At 71.2% G+C, this 18,649-nt stretch carries 19 protein-coding genes; 5 read left to right on the top strand and 14 right to left on the bottom strand.

Annotated elements, in window-relative coordinates:
- Positions 1-3: 3 nt before the first annotated feature.
- The 7 genes from purU to pyrH all read right to left on the bottom strand — a co-directional run bounded on the left by purU (position 4) and on the right by pyrH (position 6,982).
- Positions 4-885: a formyltetrahydrofolate deformylase gene (gene purU / locus BLQ34_RS02210; RefSeq protein ID WP_231961399.1), complete on the bottom strand. Its 882-nt coding sequence runs from the start codon at positions 883-885 to the stop codon at positions 4-6.
- A gap of 30 nt (positions 886-915) precedes the next feature.
- A complete protein-coding gene (locus BLQ34_RS02205) occupies positions 916-2,109 on the bottom strand; it encodes a monooxygenase (RefSeq protein ID WP_091780895.1) in 1,194 nt (397 codons plus the stop codon).
- A 19-nt stretch (positions 2,110-2,128) separates the two neighbouring features.
- A complete protein-coding gene (gene rlmN / locus BLQ34_RS02200; RefSeq protein WP_091780891.1) occupies positions 2,129-3,361 on the bottom strand; it encodes a 23S rRNA (adenine(2503)-C(2))-methyltransferase RlmN in 1,233 nt (410 codons plus the stop codon).
- Between the two features lie 120 nt (positions 3,362-3,481).
- Positions 3,482-4,480: a hypothetical protein gene (locus BLQ34_RS02195; protein WP_157692860.1), complete on the bottom strand. Its 999-nt coding sequence runs from the start codon at positions 4,478-4,480 to the stop codon at positions 3,482-3,484.
- A 149-nt stretch (positions 4,481-4,629) separates the two neighbouring features.
- A complete protein-coding gene (locus tag BLQ34_RS02185; protein WP_091780882.1) occupies positions 4,630-5,556 on the bottom strand; it encodes a phosphatidate cytidylyltransferase in 927 nt (308 codons plus the stop codon).
- Positions 5,557-5,584: 28 nt separating this feature from the next.
- Positions 5,585-6,142, bottom strand: coding sequence for a ribosome recycling factor (frr, locus tag BLQ34_RS02180; protein WP_091780879.1), 558 nt, complete (start codon positions 6,140-6,142; stop codon positions 5,585-5,587).
- 84 nt (positions 6,143-6,226) lie between these two features.
- Positions 6,227-6,982, bottom strand: coding sequence for a UMP kinase (pyrH, locus tag BLQ34_RS02175; protein WP_091780876.1), 756 nt, complete (start codon positions 6,980-6,982; stop codon positions 6,227-6,229).
- Between the two features lie 163 nt (positions 6,983-7,145).
- Here pyrH and BLQ34_RS02170 point away from each other — a divergent pair, with 163 nt between their 5' ends.
- Complete coding sequence (locus BLQ34_RS02170; RefSeq protein WP_091780874.1) at positions 7,146-9,107, top strand: M13 family metallopeptidase; 1,962 nt, start codon at positions 7,146-7,148, stop codon at positions 9,105-9,107.
- Positions 9,108-9,157: 50 nt separating this feature from the next.
- On the opposite strand, the gene BLQ34_RS18655 is transcribed toward BLQ34_RS02170, so the two are convergent.
- Positions 9,158-9,346, bottom strand: coding sequence for a hypothetical protein (locus tag BLQ34_RS18655; protein WP_157692859.1), 189 nt, complete (start codon positions 9,344-9,346; stop codon positions 9,158-9,160).
- Positions 9,347-9,456: 110 nt separating this feature from the next.
- Between BLQ34_RS18655 and BLQ34_RS02165 the strand changes: the two genes are divergently transcribed.
- On the top strand, positions 9,457-9,966 hold the full coding sequence (locus BLQ34_RS02165) for an iron chaperone (protein WP_231961398.1): 510 nt from the start codon (positions 9,457-9,459) through the stop codon (positions 9,964-9,966).
- 116 nt (positions 9,967-10,082) lie between these two features.
- On the opposite strand, the gene tsf is transcribed toward BLQ34_RS02165, so the two are convergent.
- Together tsf and rpsB are read right to left on the bottom strand one after the other, a co-directional pair.
- A complete protein-coding gene (tsf, locus tag BLQ34_RS02160) occupies positions 10,083-10,913 on the bottom strand; it encodes a translation elongation factor Ts (protein ID WP_091780871.1) in 831 nt (276 codons plus the stop codon).
- A gap of 59 nt (positions 10,914-10,972) precedes the next feature.
- Positions 10,973-11,950, bottom strand: a complete 978-nt coding sequence (gene rpsB, locus BLQ34_RS02155) for a 30S ribosomal protein S2 (RefSeq protein WP_091780868.1) — start codon at positions 11,948-11,950, stop codon at positions 10,973-10,975.
- A gap of 312 nt (positions 11,951-12,262) precedes the next feature.
- On the opposite strand from rpsB, the gene BLQ34_RS02150 reads away from it, so the two are divergent.
- The 3 genes from BLQ34_RS02150 (at position 12,263) to BLQ34_RS02140 (ending at position 15,455) form a co-directional block, all read left to right on the top strand.
- Entirely contained in the window at positions 12,263-13,522 is a 1,260-nt protein-coding gene (locus BLQ34_RS02150; protein WP_231961397.1) for an MFS transporter, read from the top strand.
- A gap of 39 nt (positions 13,523-13,561) precedes the next feature.
- Positions 13,562-14,719, top strand: coding sequence for a pyridoxal phosphate-dependent aminotransferase (locus tag BLQ34_RS02145; RefSeq protein ID WP_091780865.1), 1,158 nt, complete (start codon positions 13,562-13,564; stop codon positions 14,717-14,719).
- Positions 14,720-14,825: 106 nt separating this feature from the next.
- Complete coding sequence (locus BLQ34_RS02140; protein WP_231961396.1) at positions 14,826-15,455, top strand: M23 family metallopeptidase; 630 nt, start codon at positions 14,826-14,828, stop codon at positions 15,453-15,455.
- Here the strand turns inward: BLQ34_RS02140 and BLQ34_RS02135 are convergent.
- The 4 genes from BLQ34_RS02135 to BLQ34_RS02120 form a co-directional block, all read right to left on the bottom strand.
- On the bottom strand, positions 15,437-16,264 hold the full coding sequence (locus BLQ34_RS02135; RefSeq protein WP_091780861.1) for a DUF3152 domain-containing protein: 828 nt from the start codon (positions 16,262-16,264) through the stop codon (positions 15,437-15,439). The genes BLQ34_RS02140 and BLQ34_RS02135 overlap by 19 nt on opposite strands.
- A 132-nt stretch (positions 16,265-16,396) precedes the next feature.
- A complete protein-coding gene (locus tag BLQ34_RS02130; RefSeq protein ID WP_197674757.1) occupies positions 16,397-17,311 on the bottom strand; it encodes a tyrosine recombinase XerC in 915 nt (304 codons plus the stop codon).
- Between the two features lie 64 nt (positions 17,312-17,375).
- Positions 17,376-17,930, bottom strand: a complete 555-nt coding sequence (locus BLQ34_RS02125) for a hypothetical protein (RefSeq protein ID WP_091780856.1) — start codon at positions 17,928-17,930, stop codon at positions 17,376-17,378.
- An 11-nt stretch (positions 17,931-17,941) separates the two neighbouring features.
- Positions 17,942-18,622, bottom strand: a complete 681-nt coding sequence (locus BLQ34_RS02120; RefSeq protein WP_091780853.1) for a hypothetical protein — start codon at positions 18,620-18,622, stop codon at positions 17,942-17,944.
- Positions 18,623-18,649: the final 27 nt, after the last annotated feature.

Genomic DNA, 18,649 nt, shown 5'->3' with positions numbered 1-18,649 from the left:
ATCTCAGTCGAAGACGATGGTGCGCCGGCCGCGCAGGACCACGCGGTGCTCGGCGTGCCAGCGCAGGGCACGCGCGAAGGCCATCGCCTCGAGCTCCTGGCCGACCGACGCGAGCTCGGCCGGGCTCATCCGGTGGTCCACGCGGCGGAAGTCCTGCTCGATGATCGGGCCCTCGTCGAGGTCGGCCGTCACGTAGTGGGCGGTCGCGCCGATCACCTTCACGCCCCGGTCGTGGGCCTGCGTGTAGGGCTTGGCGCCCTTGAAGCTCGGCAGCAGCGAGTGGTGGATGTTGATGATGCGGCCCGGGAACTCGGCGCACAGTCCGCTCGACAGGATCTGCATGTAGCGCGCCAGCGCGATCGTGTCGGCGCGGTAGTGGTCGACCAGCCGGCGGAGCTCGGCCTCCGCAGCAGGCTTCGTGTCGAGAGCCACCGGTACGTGGTGGAACGGGATCCCGTGCCACTCGGCGAGGTCGCGGAAGGTCTCGTGGTTCGACACGATGGCCGGCACCTCGACCGGCAGCGAGCCGCTCTCCACCCGGAACAGCAGGTCGTTGAGGCAGTGCCCCTGCTGGCTGACCAGCACCAGCACCCGACGGCGGCGCGACAGGTCGTGCACGGCATACGTCATGGCGAAGGCCGCGGCGACGCCGCGCATCGCCGCGTCGAGCTCCTCGACCGCCAGTGCGATGCCTTCGCGGACCAGGTGCATCCGCAGGTGGAACTCCCCGGCCGTCGTGTCGGCGAACTGCTGGCTGTCGAGGATCGTCATCGACTGCTCGAGCATGACGCCCGACACGGCGTGCACGATGCCGCGGCGGTCGGCGCACGACACGGTCAGGACGAACTCGCGACCCGGCTCCGGCGTGATGGGGTGGACGCTCACGCGGGCCAGACTATGACCGCGGGCAGGTGGCTAGGGGCGGGTGACCATGACGATGCCGAGGCACATCTCGTCGGTGGTGCCCTCGCCCCAGACGACGTAGCGCTCGGGCTGCCCCTGGAAGGCGGGCAGCTTGTCGCGCAGGCTCTGGTCGTGGGTGCACTTCACGGTGAGCGTGTCCCCCGGCCCGACCTTGACCGCCGGTGTGACGGCTCGACTGCCCTGGTCGTCGAAGTCCCAGATCGGGATGTCGAGGATGGTCCGCTGGTCGGCCCTGCCCTGGTTGACCGTGACCGAGATCTTGGTGCCGAGCAGGTGCATGTGACCGGCCACGGCGCGGATCGTCTCGGTCTCGGTCACGGGTCTGGTGCAGCTCTGGGTCGGACCCGCCTTGTTGCCGGGGCAGAGCAGGTGCAGCCCGTCTCCGGTGCGGCCCGCCCCGAGGCCGAACCGGTGCTGCACGTCGGCCATCGCGGCCCTGCGGTCGCAGAGTGGTCCGGGGTGCCCGGGCCGGCACGGCACCTCGACCGGTGCGGGGAGCAGGACCGTCTGGAGGGTCTTGCGCCGGCCGTCGTCGGCGGCGACCCGCAGCTTGGCGGCACTCTGGTCGGGCTGCACTCCTGCGAGCAGGTTGTAGTGGACCTGCATGACGATCCGGGAGCCGGCCTCGACGGGCATGCCGAGGTCGGGGGCGAGCACGCGCTCGCCACCGCCGGGCGCCCAGGCCCCCAGCCACGGAGCGCCGTTGAGGCCGGCGCCCTGGCTCTCGACGCCGGTGCCTCCGAAGCAGGTCCAGCCCTGTCCGACCTGCAGGCGGTCCATCTCCTCGGCCCGTGCCACCTTGTCGGGCGGCACCCGGAAGAGGATGACGTGGTGCACGACGTCGGGGTTGCCCGGGAGCACGTTGATGCCGGTGACCACCGACTGTCCGGTCAGGCCCGGGTCGAGCAGGAAGCAGCGGTAGTCGTCGGTTCCCGGCGCGGCCGGCGCCTTGGGCGTGTATGCCGCCGGCATGCGGAGCGTGACGAAGCGCTCGCCTTCGCGCAGCGGCGCCTCAGGGGGCGCCTTCACACCCACCGCGTGACCGTGCGGGCTCGTGGGTGCCGGCCCTGACGCCGCGGTCACGTCGTCGCCGGCCCAGGCGCCACGCAGGACCACCCCGAGGGTCACCGCGACGGCGGTGACGGCCACGGCGGAGACGAGGGCGGCCAGGCGGCGGAGCTGCACAGTCCGAGTCTAGGTCGCCTCAGGCGGTGGAGGCGGCGAGTTGGCCGCAGGCGCCGTCGATCTCCTGGCCGCGGGTGTCACGGATGGTCGTCGGGACACCGTGCGCCCGCAGCCGCTCCACGAACTGCTGCTCGACCCCCGGTCGCGAGGCGGTCCACTTCGACCCCGGGGTGGGGTTGAGCGGGATCGGGTTGACGTGCACCCAGCCCCGGCCACGCGCGTTGAGCTTCTCGCCGAGCAGGTCGGCCCGCCAGGCGTGGTCGTTGATGTCCTTGATGAGCGCGTACTCGATGCTCACCCGCCGACCCGTCGCCTCGTAGTACCGGTGCGCCGCGTCGAGCGCCTCGTCGACGCTCCACCGCGTGTTGATCGGCACCAGCTCGTTGCGGAGCTCGTCGTCGGGGGCATGCAGCGACAGCGCGAGCGTGACCGGGATCCCCTCGGCGGCCAGCTTGTCGATCGCCGGCACGAGCCCGACGGTCGACATCGTGATGCCGCGCGCCGACATACCCAGCCCGTCAGGCGCCGGGTCGGTCAGCCTGCGGATGGCGCCGATCGCCGCCTTGTAGTTGGCCAGCGCCTCACCCATGCCCATGAAGACGACGTTCGAGATGCGGGTGGGACCAGTCGGTTCCACGGCGATGCCGTCGTCGGTGTCGTCCTCCTCGCCGAGCTCGGCCTCGTGACCGGTCGTCCTGGAGCCGGCCGACGCGCTCGCGAGGGTGCCGCTTCGCAAGAGGCGCGCCCCGCTGACAACCTGCTCGACGATCTCGGCGGCGCTCATGTTGCGGGTCAGCCCGGCCTGGCCGGTCGCGCAGAACGGGCAGTTCATGCCGCAACCCGCCTGGCTGGAGATGCAGATCGTGACGCGCTTCGGGTAGCGCATGAGGACCGACTCGACGATGGCGCCGTCGTGCAGCTTCCACGCCGACTTGATCGTCATGCCGTCGTCCGCAGTGCGCTGCACGTGCGGCGTGAGCAAGGTGGGAAGCAGGTCGGCGACGAGGTCGTCGCGGATCGCCTTGGGCAGGTCGGTCATCTCGTCGGGTGACTCGACGAGGCGCTCGAAGTAGTGCGTCGACAGCTGCTTGGCACGGAACCCCTTGTGACCCAAGGCCTCGACCGCCTCCTTGCGCTCGGCCGGTGTGAGGTCGGCGAGGTGGCGCGGCGGCTTGCCGCGGCGGGGGGCCGAGAAGGTCAGCTGCCCCGGCTCGGGTCGGGCGCTGGTGGGAGCAGGCAGGTCCGTGGTCATGGTCCGTCCAGTTTCGCAGTTGCCGGTGCTGCTCGCCCAATCGCGGTGGGCACCTCTTGCCCATCGCAGGTGGGCGTCCCGCTCTCGTCGCGTCGGGCATCCGGGCGCGGGTCGGACCCGTCAGCCACCCTTGTGGGCGAGCCGGAGGCCGAGAGTCAGCAGCTTCGAACCACGCTGGGCCGTGTCGAGGCGCACGTGCAGCTGGTCCAGCCACTCGGTCTGCCGGCCGAGCTGAGCCAGGTCGTCGGACAGGAGGGACGGAGCGCCGGAGGGACTGACCGTGCGCACGTTGCGGGACTCCAGCCGGCACTTGGCCCCGGCAGCGCCGACCCCGAGCGCGTCGACGATGACCTGATCCGTGTCAGCGTCCTCGAGCTGGTCCGAGACCGCCTGCGCACCCTCGTACCCCGCCAGCCCACACGCGAGCGCAGCCGCGCGGCCCGGGGACCCGCGCCGTTTCAGGGACGCGATCGCGGCCCCCTGCGCTGCGCTCTCGAGCCGGGTCAGGGCGAAGTCCTGTCCAGCCCACCCGAACGTGTAGGGCAGTGAGATCTCCCAGGCCACCTGCTCGGGCGGAAGGTCCACCACGGCCGACGCGTGGGGCACGAGGATCGCGTGGGACGGGTTGGTCCCCTCCAGGAAGGCCGACTCGAGCAGGTCGTTGACCTCGCCGTTGTTGCGGCGCGATGCCATCCCGGGTGCGGCCGTCCTGAACTCCCAGACGACCTCCGAGCCGTTGCTGACCCACGTGGCCGAGAACGACTCGTTGGTGCAGGCCGGCATCTTCTCGATGAACTCCATCTCCGCCTCGACCTCGGTGCCGATCAGCAGACCGCGCGGGTAGTCGACCGGGCACTCCTCGTCGGGCACCTGGTAGGTCGCCCTGGGAGGGTTGGTGACGGACCCACCACCGGTGTCGCTGCCCGTGTCGTCACCGGTGTCGCCGCCCGTGCCGCCTGCCCCGCCTCCACCGCCGGCGCCGCCAGCACTGCCGGCCCCTCCCCCTCCTCCGGCCCCGCCGCCGGCACCCCCTGCGCCGGAGCCTGCGTCGTCGTCGGGACCACAGGCTCCCAGCGCGAGGACCAGCACCACAGCGACGACCGCGCGCACACCCCTCATCCGGGCATGGTCCACCCGGCGGCGCCGCCGCGGGTCATGCCGATGGACGGTTTCCGCCAGCCCGTCACGGACCGGTCGCGGCACCTCGGGCCTGCGGGGTGCAGTCCGGCGTCGGCCAGCGCAGCTGGCCCAGCCGGGGGTCCGGGCCGTCAGCCCTGCGGGACGACCCAGGCGAGCAGCGCCCAGGCCACCGGGGCGACGACGACCAGCGAGTCGAGCCGGTCCATGATCCCGCCGTGGCCCGGCAGGATCGTGCTCATGTCCTTGATGCCCAGGTCGCGCTTGACCGTGGACTCGGTGAGGTCCCCGACGGTCGCGGCGATCGCCGTGCAGGCACCGAGCAGCGCCCCGCCCCACCACGGACCGTCGAGCAGCAGCTCCACCGTCACGGCCCCACCCACGACACAGGTCAGCACCGAGCCGGCGAAGCCCTCCCACGACTTCTTGGGGCTGACCGACGGAGCCATCGGGTGCCGCCCCAGGAGCACCCCGAACGCATAGCCACCCACGTCGCTGAGCACGGTGACGAGGATGAAGGCGACGATCCGGCGGGCGCCGTCGTCGGCGGCGAGCATGAGCGCCGCGAACCCGGCCAGGAACGACGGGTACACCGCGACGAAGAACCCGCCCGCGATGTCGCGCACCGCGTCGAGCACGCCGTCGGCGATGCGCCAGAGCAGGATGCCGACGCAGGTCAGGCCCACGGTGACGATCAAGGCCTCGCCGCCACCGACGTAGGCCGACACCAGCATGCTGATGCTGCCGACCAGGCTCGGCACCAGCGGCACGTGGATCGAGACCTGGGCCAGGGCTCGCCGCAGTTCCCAGACGCCGACGACGATCGCGGCGATGACGATCCCGAGCATCAGCTCCTTGCGCAGGATCAGCGAACCGATGATGAGCACGCCGAGCCCCACGCCGACGCCGATCGCGGCCGGCAGGTTGCGACCGGCGCGCGAGGGCTTCTCCGGGGTGGCGGAGGTGGCCGCCGTGCTGGGGTCGCCGTCGGCGGCCTGGGCGCCGTTGGCGGCCTGGGCGGCGTTGCGCCGGGCGCTACGGGACTGGGGAGCGTTCATGCGGTGTGCTGCGGAGCGGGCGGGTGCCTCAGACCTCGAGCAGCTCGGACTCCTTGCCCTTCAGCAGCTCGTCCACGGTGTCGACGTACTTCTTGGTCGTCGCGTCGAGCTCCTTCTCGCCCCGGGTGCCGTCGTCCTCGCCGACCTCGCCGTCCTTGACCAGCTTGTCGAGCTCGTCCTTGGCCTTGCGGCGGATGTTGCGGATCGACACCTTGGCGTCCTCGCCCTTGTGGCGCGCGAGCTTGATGTAGTCCTTGCGGCGCTCCTCGGTGAGGGTCGGCAGGACGCAGCGGATCACGTTGCCGTCGTTGCTCGGGTTGACGCCGAGGTCGGAGTCACGCAGGGTCTTCTCGATCTCCGCCATGGCCGACTTGTCGAACGGGGTGATGAGGATGGTGCGGGCCTCGGGGGTCTGGAACGACGCCAGCTGCTGCAACGGCGTGGGCGCGCCGTAGTAGTCGACGAGGAGCTTGTTGAACATGCCCGGAGTGGCCCGACCCGTCCGGATCCCGGCGAAGTCCTCCTTGGCCACCTCGACGGCCTTCTCCATCTTCTCCTCGGCTTCGAGGAGAGTCTCTTCAATCATGTCCGGCTCCTTCTCGGGCGCTCCCCGTCGGGGTCGCGCCGGTCGTGTGTGGTCAGTCTGGTGGGTGGGTCGGCCGGGGCCGATTCAGCCGGGCGTGACCAGCGTCCCGATCCTCTCACCGCGCAGCGCCCTGACGACGTTGCCCTCACCCTCCATGCCGAAGACGACCATGGGGAGCTTGTTGTCCATGCAGAGGCTGAACGCCGCGGCGTCGACCACCCGCAGACCCTGCTGGAGGGCCTCCGCGTAGCTGATCTCGTCGAGCTTGCGGGCGTCGGGGTGGGTGCGCGGGTCGGCGTCGTAGACCCCGTCGACACCGTTCTTGCTCATCAGGACCGCGTCGCACTTGATCTCCAGCGCACGCTGGGCCGACACCGTGTCCGTCGAGAAGAACGGCATGCCGGCCCCGGCTCCGAAGATGACGACCCGCCCCTTCTCGAGGTGCCGGATCGCCCGACGCGGGATGTACGGCTCGGCGACCTGTCCCATCGCGATCGCGGTCTGCACCCGCGTCTCGATGCCCTCCTTCTCGAGGAAGTCCTGCAGGGCCAGGCAGTTCATCACGGTGCCGAGCATGCCCATGTAGTCGGCGCGGGTGCGGTCCATGCCCTGCTGCTGCAGCTCGGCCCCGCGGAAGAAGTTGCCGCCGCCGATGACCACGGCCACCTGGATGCCCTCGTTCACCGACTGGGCGATCTGCTGGGCGATCCCGCGCACGACGTCGGGGGCGAGCCCGATCCGGCCACCGCCGAAGACCTCTCCGGACAGCTTGAGCAGCACCCGCCGACGTGGGGTGGGAGGGGAGCCGGCTGGGGCGGTCTGCTCGGGGGCAGAAGTCACGACTGGTCCTCCTGGGAGTTCGGGGCGGTCACCGAATCCTTCCACACTCCCCGGAGTCGCACGTTGCCGGTTGCGCCGCTGTCCGGGCCCCGTGGCAGGGTGTCACCATCCACGGACGGCCCCGGCACCCGCCGCCCCAGAACCACCGAAGGAAGACACGCGCATGAGGTCAGGCATCCTCCCCGGTCACCGCGACGACGCAGTCCGTCCGCAGGACGACCTGTTCGGCCACGCGAACGGCACCTGGGTCCGCGACACCGAGATCCCGTCGGACCGCGGCCGTTACGGCACCTTCGACCTGCTGCGCGAGCAGTCCGACGAGCGGGTCCGCACGATCGTGGAGCGCGCTGCCGCCGATACCGAGGCGCCCGCCGGTTCCCCGACCCGCAAGGTGGGCGATCTCTACCGTGCCTTCATGGACGAGGAGCGGGTCGAGGAGCTGGGGCTGGCCCCGATCGCCGACGACCTCGCCGCCGTCGCGCAGGTGAGCGACCTCGACGGACTCTTCACCACGCTCGGCCGCCTCCAGCGCGAGGGCGGGCCGGGACTGTTCGAGTTCGGCGTCGCGCCCGATGCCAAGAACCCGGAGGAGTACGTCCTCTACCTCGGCCAGGCCGGCCTGGGGCTGCCCGACGAGTCCTACTACCGCGAGGAGCGGCACGCGGCCATCCTCACGGCATACCTGCCGTTCGTGGGCCGCATGCTCGGCTTCGCCGGCATCGGCGACGGCAGCACCGACGAGGGGTCACCGGCGGCGCGGGTGGTCGCCCTCGAGACGCGGCTCGCCGGCCACCACTGGGACAACGTCGCGACGCGCGACGCCGTCAAGAGCTACAACCCCTTCGGGTATGCCGCGTTGGCCGGTCTCGCGCCGGGCGTCGGCTGGGACGCGTTCGTCGACTCGCTCGACGCGCGGGACGCCTTCGCGCAGGTCGTCGTCGGCCAGCCCTCCTACCTCGAGGGCCTGTCGGCGCTGCTGCAGGACACCCCGCTCGACGACCTGAAGCACTGGCTGGCGTTCCACGTCGTCCGCTCGGCCGCCCCGCTGCTGTCGCGCGAGCTGGTCGACGCGGAGTTCGACTTCACCGGGCGGGTCATCTCCGGGCTCCCCGAGAACCGCGAGCGCTGGAAGCGCGGCGTGTCGCTCGTCGAGAGCTCGATCGGCGAGGCAGTGGGGCAGCTCTACGCCGCCGAGTACTTCCCGCCGGAGGCCAAGCAGCGGATGCTCGACCTGGTGGCCAACCTCGTCGAGGCGTTCCGCCGCTCGTTCGAGGGGCTGGACTGGATGGGCCCGCAGACCCGCGAGCAGGCCCTCGCCAAGCTCTCGTCCTTCACCCCCAAGGTGGGCTACCCCGACCGGTGGCGCGACTACTCGGCGCTGACCATCGACGACGACCTCGTGGGCAACGTCCGCCGGGCCAACGAGTTCGAGCTGCGCCGCCAGCTCGCCAAGCTGGGTGGGCCGATCGACCGCGACGAGTGGCTCATGCTGCCGCAGACGGTCAACGCCTACTACCACCCGCTGATGAACGAGATCGTCTTCCCCGCGGGGATCCTCCAGCCGCCGTTCTTCGACCTCGAGGCCGACGACGCGGTCAACTACGGCGGGATCGGTGCGGTGATCGGGCACGAGATCGGGCACGGGTTCGATGACCAGGGCTCGCGCTACGACGCGACGGGGGCGCTGCGGGACTGGTGGACCGAGGAGGACCGGGCCCGGTTCGACGAGCGGACCCAGGCCCTGATCACCCAGTTCAACGCGTTGTCACCGTTGGCCGCGCCCGACGAGAAGGTCAACGGCGCGCTCACGGTCGGCGAGAACATCGGCGACCTCGGTGGCCTGGCCATCGGCTACTCCGCCTATCGGATCGCCACCGAGGGCAAGGAGGTCCCGGAGCTCGATGGCTACACCGGTCAGCAGCGGTTCTTCCTGGGCTGGGCGCAGGTCTGGTCGGGCAAGGCCCGCACCGAGGAGGCCAAGCGCCTGCTCGCGATCGACCCGCACTCCCCCACCGAGGTCCGTGCCAACGCCGTCCGCAACTGCGACGAGTTCCACGAGGCCTTCGCCGTCAGCGAGGGCGACGGCATGTGGCTGGCTCCCGAGGAACGCGTCCACATCTTCTGACCCGGGTCGCGGGCCAGGGCGTCGCAACCCAGCTGGGCTGGGGCGCGGTCTCAGAACCCCGCGTTGCGGAGCATGAACTCGGTCTCGGTGTCTCGTCCGCCGCGGGGGTCTTCAGGGGGCTCGACGACCTGGGTCGTCACCATGTCCTCCGGGGACACCCGCTCTGGGAGCTGCGAGAAGTCGGGTAGCACGCGCGCCCGCGCGGGTGCCCGCGACGGCTGCTTCGGTCGTGACCCCATGGGGTGAGTATGCGGCACAAGTGATCAGTTTTCGAGAAGCGCCTACCCGGCCGGGGCTCCGACAATGGTCTGGACACGCACCAGAGCACACCGACCGGGAGGGACCCACCATGCCGACCACCGCCAAGAAGACCACTGCGAAGACCAGGGCAAAGACCACCGCCACGAGGGCGACCGCGACGAAGGCGACCGCGGCGAAGGCCGCGGCCAAGACCGCCGGCAGCAAGAGCGCCTTCACCGCCGACGAGCGTGCCGCGATGCGGGAGCGCAACAAGGAGGCCAAGGGGGCCGGTAGTGCGCAGGACCTGCTCGACAAGATCGCCGAGATGCCCCCGGAGGACCGTGTGCTGGCCGAGCGCATCCACCAGCTCGTGACCGAGGCCGCTCCGGCGCTCCAGCCCTCGACCTGGTACGGCATGCCGGCCTGGAAGCGGGACGGGAAGGCCGTGGTGTTCTTCAAGCCGGCCAGCAAGTTCAAGGCGCGGTACGCGACGTTCGAGTTCAACGACAGCGCGATGCTCGACGACGGGACCATGTGGCCGATCGGCTACGCGGTGACTGCCCTGACCCCGGCGCTGGAGAAGCAGATCACCGCCCTGGTCACGAAGGCCGCGGGCTGACCACCTGCGCAAGCAGCCCGCCGTGACCCGGCCACCACCCGGACCCGGCACACCCATGCGACGAGGCCCCTCACCCGAAGGGGAGGGGCCTCGTCGTGGGCGGGTGTCGGGGCTGGTCAGCCGCCGACGCGGAAGCGGGCGAAGGAGGTGACCTTCGTGCCCGCCTCGGCCAGGACCTTCTCGACGGTCTTCTTGGCGTCCTTGGCGAACGCCTGCTCGAGCAGGACGTTCTCCTTGAAGAAGCCGTTCACGCGACCCTCGACGATCTTCGGGAGGGCGGCCTCGGGCTTGCCCTCCTCCTTCGCGGTGGCCTCGGCGACCCGACGCTCGTTCTCGACCGTCTCGGCGTCGACCTCGTCGCGGGTCAGCACGGAGGGGCTGAACGCGGCGATGTGCATGGCCACGTCACGCGCGACCTGCTCGTCGCCACCCTCGGCACCCACCAGGACACCGATCTGCGCAGGCAGGTCGGGGCTGGTCTTGTGCAGGTAGGACACGACGACCGGGGCCTCGACGCGGGCGACCCGCTTGACCTCGATCTTCTCGCCGATGGTCGCGTTGGCGCCGTCGAGCAGCTCCTGGACGGTGGTGCCGTCCTCGAGCGAGCTCTTCAGCAGGGCGTCGGCGTCAGCCGCGCCCGAGGCGACGGCCTGGGCGAGGACCTGGCCGGCGAGGGCGATGAACTTCTCGCCCTTGGCCACGAAGTCGGTCTCGCACAGGACCTCGACGAGGGTGCCCACGCCGTCACCGGCCTGGGCGTTGACCAGGCCGTTGGACGTGGTGCGACCCTCGCGCTTGGTGACGCCCTTGAGGCCCTTCACGCGAAGGATCTCGGTGGCCTTGGCCTGGTCGCCGTCGGCCTCGTCGAGCGCCTTCTTGACGTCGAGCATGCCGGCGCCGGTGGACTCGCGAAGGGCCTTGATGTCAGCGGCGGTGTAGTTCGCCATAGGTGTTCTCTCAGCTCTTTCCGTTAAGAGTGGTGGCGTTCAGAGTGGATGAGGTCGGCTCAGGCCTTGGCGTCGGCGTCGGCCGAGGCCTCCGCAGCGGTGCCCTCGGTGGCGGTCTCGTCGGCGGCGGCCGGGGTGGCCTCCGCGACGGGAGCGGCAGCCTCGACCTCGGCGGGAGCCTCGGCCGGAGCGGCCTCGGTCGCGTCAGCGGCAGCGGTCTCGCCGGCCTCGGGGGCGGCAGCCTGAGCGGTCTCGGCGGCGTCGCCACCGAGGAGCTCGCGCTCCCACTCGGCGAGGGGCTCGTCACCCGCGACGACACCCTCGGCCTGCTCGCCGGACTTGCCGGAGCTGCGGGCGATCAGGCCCTCGGCGACGGCGTCGGCGATCACGCGGGTCAGCAGGGTGACCGAGCGGATGGCGTCGTCGTTGCCGGGGATCTTGTAGTCGACCTCGTCGGGGTCGCAGTTGGTGTCGAGAATCGCGATGACCGGGAGGCCGAGCTTGCGGGCCTCGTCGACGGCCAGGTGCTCCTTCTTGGTGTCGACGACCCACACCGCGGAGGGGACCTTGGCCATGTTGCGGATGCCGCCGAGGGTCTTCTCGAGCTTGTCCTTCTCCCGCTTGAAGATCAGGAGTTCCTTCTTGGTGTAGCCCGAAGCCGCGACGTTGTCGTAGTCGAGCTCCTCGAGCTCCTTGAGGCGGGTGAGCCGCTTGGAGATCGTGTTGAAGTTGGTGAGCATGCCGCCGAGCCAGCGGTGGTTGACGTAGGGCATCCCGACGCGCGTCGCCTGCTCGGCGATCGGCTCCTGCGCCTGCTTCTTCGTGCCGACGAAGAGGATCGACCCACCGTGGGCGACCGTCTCCTTGACGAACTCGAAGGCGTTGTTGATGTAGGTCAGCGACTGCTGCAGGTCGATGATGTAGATGCCGTTGCGCTCGGTCATGATGAAGCGCTTCATCTTGGGGTTCCAGCGACGGGTCTGGTGCCCGAAGTGGACGCCGCTCTCGAGGAGCTGGCGCATGGTGACGACGGCCATGCCGTGTTCTCCCTTGTGTGGTTGTCAGTTACGTCGGATCCCGCCATCCGGGCGGGTCCTGCCTGGCGCCTGCAACGCACCCCACCGGCCCTTCTGAGCTCATGGGCCGGACTGCTGTGGTGCGCCCCCGTTTCGTCGGCGAGCCGAGTCAGCGGGCGGAAGACGCGCGAATTGGGTCTGCGTGTGCGAGCACACGTGGACCGCCGACCATCGTACGTGCTGAGGGCCGGCATCGAGAAATCGCGGACGGCGGCACCGCCCGCGGAAACCCGGACGACCCGGGCACCGCGCCGCGGGTAGGGTCGTCGTCTTGTGACCTCCCTCCTCTCCCGGTTCGGCGAGTGGGTGGCACCGTCGCGGATGGGGGCGCCGTTCCGCTGGAACCTCGCCTCCTCGTGGATGGGGCAGCTGGGCGACGGGATCGCCCTGGCCGCTGGTCCGCTGCTGGTGGCCTCGCTGACCCGCGACCCGGCCCTGATCGCTGCGGCGGCGATGGTCCAGAACCTGCCCACCCTCCTGCTCGGTCTGTATGCCGGTGCCGTCGCCGACCGCGTCGACCGTCGCCGGCTGGTGCTGGTCGCCAACCTGATCCGGGTCGTCGTGCTCGCCGTGCTGGTCATGACCATCGCCACCGGGACGGTCTCGATCGCCCTGCTCCTGGTGACGCTGTTCGCGGTCGGGGTGGCCGAGCTCTTCGCCGACACGGGCTGGCGGGCGGTCCTGCCGATGATCGTCCCCAAGGCCGACCTCGGGATCGGGAACGCCCGCCAGATGTCGGGCTTCCTCGTCGCGAACCAGTTCATCGGCCCGGCGGTCGGCGCGAGCCTCTTCGCCCTGGGGTCGGCCGTCCCGTTCGGCGTCCAGGGCACCGCACTCCTGCTCTCGGCGGCGCTGTTCTCCAGGGTGCGCCTCCCGCGCCGGGCCGAGGAGCTGCGCCCCGAGCAGCACATCGGGCACGACATCCTCGACGGCCTCCGCTGGATCGCGGGCAATGCCCCGATCCGGACCCTGACGCTCGTCATCTTCATCTTCAACATCACGTGGGGCGCTCCGTGGGGCGTGCTCGTCTACTGGGCGCAGGAGCGGTTGGGCGTGGGGGCCGTCGGCTTCGGCCTGCTGACGACCTGTTCAGCGGTGGGCGGTGTCACCTCGGTGCTGCTCTACGACCGGCTCGAACGTCGGGTGCCCCTCGACCGGCTGATGAAGACCTGCCTCGCCCTCGAGGTCGTCACGCACCTCGCCCTCGCACTGACGACGGTGCAGTGGGTGGCGATGGCGATCATGGTGGTGTTCGGCGGATACGCGTTCGTGTGGGGCTCGCTGTCGTCGGCGGTGCGCCAGCGGGCGACCCCCGACGAGCTGCAGGGCCGGGTCGGCAGCGTCTACTGGCTGGGGCTGATCGTCGGCCTGCTCGTCGGCCAGTTCGTGGGCGGCCTGATCGCGCGGCACTTCGGGGCCGCCGCGCCCTTCTGGTTCGCCTTCGTCGGCTCCGGTGTGACCCTGCTGGCGGTGTGGCGCCAGCTCGGGCACATCGCGCACGCGGACCAGACCCACGCTGAGGGCGACGGCTAGGTCCGACGACCACCCGGCCACGCGGCATACCCTCGGCGCATGGCTCGTCCCCCAGGCAAACCTGCTCTCGCACCGTTCGGCACCACGATCTTCGCGGAGATGACCGCACTGGCCACGGAGCACGGCGCCGTCAACCTCGGCCAGGGTTTCCCCGACACCGACGGCCCGCAGGCGATGCTCGATGCCGCCAAGGCGGCGATCGACGGCGGCCGCAACCAGTACCCGCCCGGCCCCGGTGTGCCCGAGCTGCTCGAGGCCGTCGCCGCCCACCAGTCGAGGTTCTACGGCCTCGAGCTCGACCCGCGCTCGCAGGTGCTCGTCACCGTCGGCGCCACCGAGGCGATCGCCGCCACGATCCTCGCGCTGTGCGAGCCGGGTGACGAGGTGGTCACCTTCGAGCCCTACTACGACTCGTATGCCGCGTCGATCGCCCTGGCCGGCGCGACCCGGCGCACGTCGGTGCTGCGCTTCCCCGACTTCGCGGTCGACGAGGAGTCGCTGCGCGCTGCGTTCTCCCCCCGCACCCGGATGGTGCTGCTCAACACGCCGCACAACCCCACCGGCAAGGTGTTCACGCGCGCTGAGCTCGAGCTGGTCTGCGCGCTGGCGCGCGAGCACGACGCGTGGGTGGTCACCGACGAGGTGTACGAGCACCTCGTCTTCGACGACGCCGAGCACGTGCCCGTCGCGACGCTGGCCGGCATGGGCGAGCGCACGCTCACCATCTCGTCGGCCGGCAAGACCTTCTCGGCGACCGGCTGGAAGGTGGGCTGGGTGAGCGGTCCGGCCGCTGCGATCGCGGCCGTCCGCGCAGTGAAGCAGTTCCTCACCTTCGTCGGGTCCGGGCCGTTCCAGCCGGCGGTGGCCGTCGCGCTGGGCCTCGGCGATGACGTGTATGCCGGTCTGGCGAGCTCGCTGCAGGCCAAGCGGGACCTGCTCGTGGCCGGGTTGCGGTCGGCTGGGTTGGAGGTGTCGGTGCCTCGCGGCACCTACTTCGTGGTCGCCGACGCCGCCCCGATCGGGGCGGTCGACGCGCTCGCCTTCTGTCGTGAGCTCCCGGCTCGGGCGGGAGTCGTGGGAGTGCCGGTGTCGGTGTTCCACGACGACGTCGACGCCGCCCGGACGCTCGTGCGTTTCGCGTTCTGCAAGCGTGACGAGGTGTTGCACGAAGCCGTGCAGCGGCTGGGCCGCAACTGACCCGGATCCGCCCCGGGCGTCCACAGGGCGGGTCGCCGGCCGAGGTCGTCCACAGGGGTCGGAGCAGCCGTTCGCAGCGTCGGTCCGGGTCCGGCACGGTGACGGAGTGCGATTCCTCCTGCTCCTGCCTCTCCTCGTGCTCGGTGTCACGTCGATGGAGGCGCCGCCGGTGCCGACCGCACCGGACCCGCCTGGCACGGCGTCCCCCGTCGGCAGCCGTGCGGCGACCCTTGCCCCCCAGGGCCACTGGTCGTGGCCGATGTCGCCACGCCCTCGGGTGGTCCGCCCGTTCACCCCGCCGGCCACGGCCTACGGGCCCGGCCACCGTGGCGTCGACCTCTCCGGAGCCAGCGTCGGTGCAGGTGTCGGTGCAGGTGTCGGTGCAGGTGTCGGTGCAGGTGTCGGTGCTGGCGTCGGTGCTGGCCCGCTGGTCCTCGCGGTGGACTCCGGCACGGTCACCCACGTGGGTCGGGTCGCCGGTCGTGGCACGGTGACCGTCCTGCACAGGTCGGGGGTGCGCTCGACCTACGAACCGGTCGTCGTCTCGGTCGAGCGAGGTCAGTCCGTGACGCGGGGCGCCGAGCTCGGCCGGCTGGAGGCCACCGGTTCACACTGCTCGGGTGGTTGCCTGCACCTGGGCGCGCTGCGCGGCACCCGTTACCTCGACCCGCTGATCCTGCTCGTGGGTGGCAGACCGGTGCGCCTGCTCCCGCTGGTTCAGGCGCCCGACGGGTAGGGCCACGGCTTGCAGCCGCCGAGGTCGAGCGTCTGCTGCACCATGACGGGGGCGCGCTCGCCCTTGCCCGGACACATCTTGTGCTGGTGGCCGATGCCGTGGCCGACCTCGTGGTTGACCTGGTAGACCCGGTAGCGCGCGACGTCGTCGCCGTAGCTGTCGTCGCCCTGGGCCCAGCGACGGAAGTTCAGGACGGATCGCTCGCCGTTCCAGCAGGACACCTGCGACAGCGTCCTCATCGGTGCGCAGAGCTTGTCGGTGAGGCCGGGACTGGCCAGGGTGACACGCACGTCGACATGCGCTCCCGTGGCCTCCTGGGCCGGGCTGACGTTGACGAAACGCACGCCGTCGACCTTCTGCCAGCCCCGGGGATCGAGCAGGATGCCCTCCACCGTGGCGCCCACCTCAGCGGGGTCGACCCCGAGGCCACCCTCGATCTCGACGGTGTACTTGACCGTCCGGCCGGCGCTCGGCACGTCGGCCCCGGGCACGGACACGACGGTGATCTTGCCGTTGCCGTTCTGCGGGACCTTCGTCGTCGACGTCGAGGTCTCGGTGGTCGATGAGCCGTCCTCGTTGTTCGGCGTCTTGCTGGTCGAGGAGGAGCTGGGCGCAGAGGTCGTCGGCCGGCTCCCGGAGGACGCGGCATCGACGAGCGGGGTGTCCCCACCCCGGGTGAGCCGCACCGTCACCACGGCGACGAGGACCAGCAGCACGGTCACCGCGATGGTGCGACGCAGGCGCACCTGGCGGCTGGGCCCGCGACGGCGTCGACGCGCCCCGCGGGTGTCCGGCAGGTCCTCACGCACGCCTGGACGGCTCCTCTCGGGCGTCGGGCCGGGTCACGGCCCGATCAAGGTCATCGACGGCCATCTTCCCCCTCGACTGTCGTCCGGGGTCACGGCGCGCCCGACGAACCGGCTCAAACGTCACGCCCGCGCTCAGGCACGCGGGTGGGCCTGGCGGTAGGAGGCCTTGAGGCGGTCGACCGAGACATGGGTGTAGATCTGCGTCGTCGCCAGCGAGGCGTGGCCCAGGAGCTCCTGCACGAGGCGCAGGTCGGCTCCACCTTCGAGCAGGTGGGTGGCCGCGCTGTGCCGCAGGCCGTGCGGACCGAGGTCTGGGGCGTCCGGCAGGTGGGCGAGCAGCTCGTGCACGGCGGACCGGATCTGGCGCGCGTCGGCTCGACGGCCCCGTCGGCCCAGGAACAGCGCCGGGCCGCTGGCGGCGACCACCACCTGTGGGCGGCCGAGGGTCAGCCACGCCTCGACGGCCTCGCGGGCCGGAGCCCCGAACGGCACGGTGCGCTCCTTGCCCCCCTTGCCCATCACCCTGACGACTCCACCAGCGAGGTCGAGGTCGTCCACGTCGAGGGCGGTCAGCTCACCGACCCGGATCCCGCTGGCGTACAACAGCTCCAGGGCCGCCCGGTCTCGCAGCCGGATCGGGTCCTGGTCGTCGCTGGCGACGGCGGCGAGGTCCATCAGCGCCGTGGCGTCGCCCTGACGCAGCACCTCCGGGAGGTGGTCGGCGCGCTTCGGCGCGACCAGTCGCAGCGACGGGTCCTGGGCGATGCGACCGGTCCTGGTCGCCCAGCCCAGGAAGGTGCGTGCCGCTGCCGAGCGGCGTGCGATCGTCGACCGCGCCGCACCAGCGTCGGCCTGGGCCGCGAGCCACCCCCGCAGCTCGCGCAGACCCACCTCGGCGAGGTCGTCGATGCCGCACTCCACGCGGAGGAAGTCCACCAGCCCGCGCAGGTCGCCCAGGTAGGCCCGAGTCGTGTGCTCCGATCGGCCCCGCTCGCTGCGCAGGTGGCGCTCGAACGCCAACAGCGTCTGCGCAGGGGACTCGGTCACGCGGTCACCGTCGCAAACGCGGCGGCGGCGCACAAGCCGCCACCCCGCTCGACGCCCCGCAGGCTCAGAACGGGTGCCGGACGTCCCCGTCGTAAGCCTTTGCGACCGCTTCCTCCAGTCGTCGCAGCCGCTCCTCGTACTGGGCGATCACCTGCATGCGGACCCGCACCTGCTCGTGCTCGCGCCGAACTGCCTCGACGAGGCTGCGAGCCTCGGCCCGGTCGCCCTCGTCGCCCTCGTCGCCCACGAACTCCTCACGCCGCAGGGCTTCCTCGATCCTGCCGAGGCGTTCCTCGACGACGCCGACCTGGATGGCCAGCCCGCCGTGCTCGACCTCGCGGTGCTTCGAGGCGTACTCCACGGGGTGCAGCCGCTTGCCCAGGGCCGCGACGGATGCCTTGAGCTCAGCGATCTGGGTCGACTGACGGTCGAGTTGCGCGCGCTGCTTGTCGACCTTCGCGGCGAGGTTGTTCGGGTCGGCGACGCTGCGGCGCCACCGGCCGACGGCCCGGCGGGCGCGGCGGTACGTGCTGGGCGAGCTGGCAGCGTCGCTGGGCGAGCCGGCAGCTTCGCTGGGCGAGCTGGCCGCGTCGCTCTGGGGCCGGTCGGTTCCGGGCATGTTCTCCTCTTTCAAGGCAGCATCCGCATGCTGCCGTCGTCGATCCACGAGCGGAGCAGAGCCGCCTCCAGGTCGAGCTGGTGGGCGGGGATGACCGGGCTCCCGCCACCGCTCTGGTAGCGCCACGAGTCCTGCTGCACCCCGTCGAGGAACGAGAAACCGGTCGCGAGCATCTCCGCCTCGGGGAACAGCTCATGGGCGAGGAAGCAGGAGATCGACCCCGAGGTCGGGATCAGCTCGTTCGGCACGTGGTCCGGGTCGAGCTGGTCGAGCAGCCGGGTGATCACGGGGGCGTTGGGGACGGGCATGGTGCCCAGGTCCGACGGCCAGAAGTACGGCTGCGGGAGCAGGATGTAGCGCAAGCCGTAGCCGGCCTGCGGGATCAGGTAGGCCCGCCTGCGGTAGTCCTGGAACATCCACGGTGTCACCGGCGCGTAGCGGGACACCGTGAGGACGTGGCACTTGGTCCCCACGCACGGAGGGCCACTCGGGTCGTCCAGCGCCATCGAGTTCATCCGGAAGACCAGGTCGCTGCTGTCGATCTCGGCCACCCGCTCCGGGTTCGGACCGAGCGGTGCGTTGCCGACCACCGTCACCTTGCGCACCGGCCGTCGCTCGGCGTAGGAGGCGATGTAGTCACGCAGCAGGTCCCACTGCGCCTGTCGGGAGGCGGCGACCTCGGCTGCGAGCACGGCGTCATTGTGCCAGTAGTCCGTCGG

Origin of the sequence: Pedococcus dokdonensis (assembly GCF_900104525.1) — a bacterium.
GTDB lineage: Bacteria > Actinomycetota > Actinomycetes > Actinomycetales > Dermatophilaceae > Pedococcus > Pedococcus dokdonensis.
Note: the sequence above shows the minus strand (reverse complement) of the source record. Positions and strands in the feature narration are given on the sequence as shown.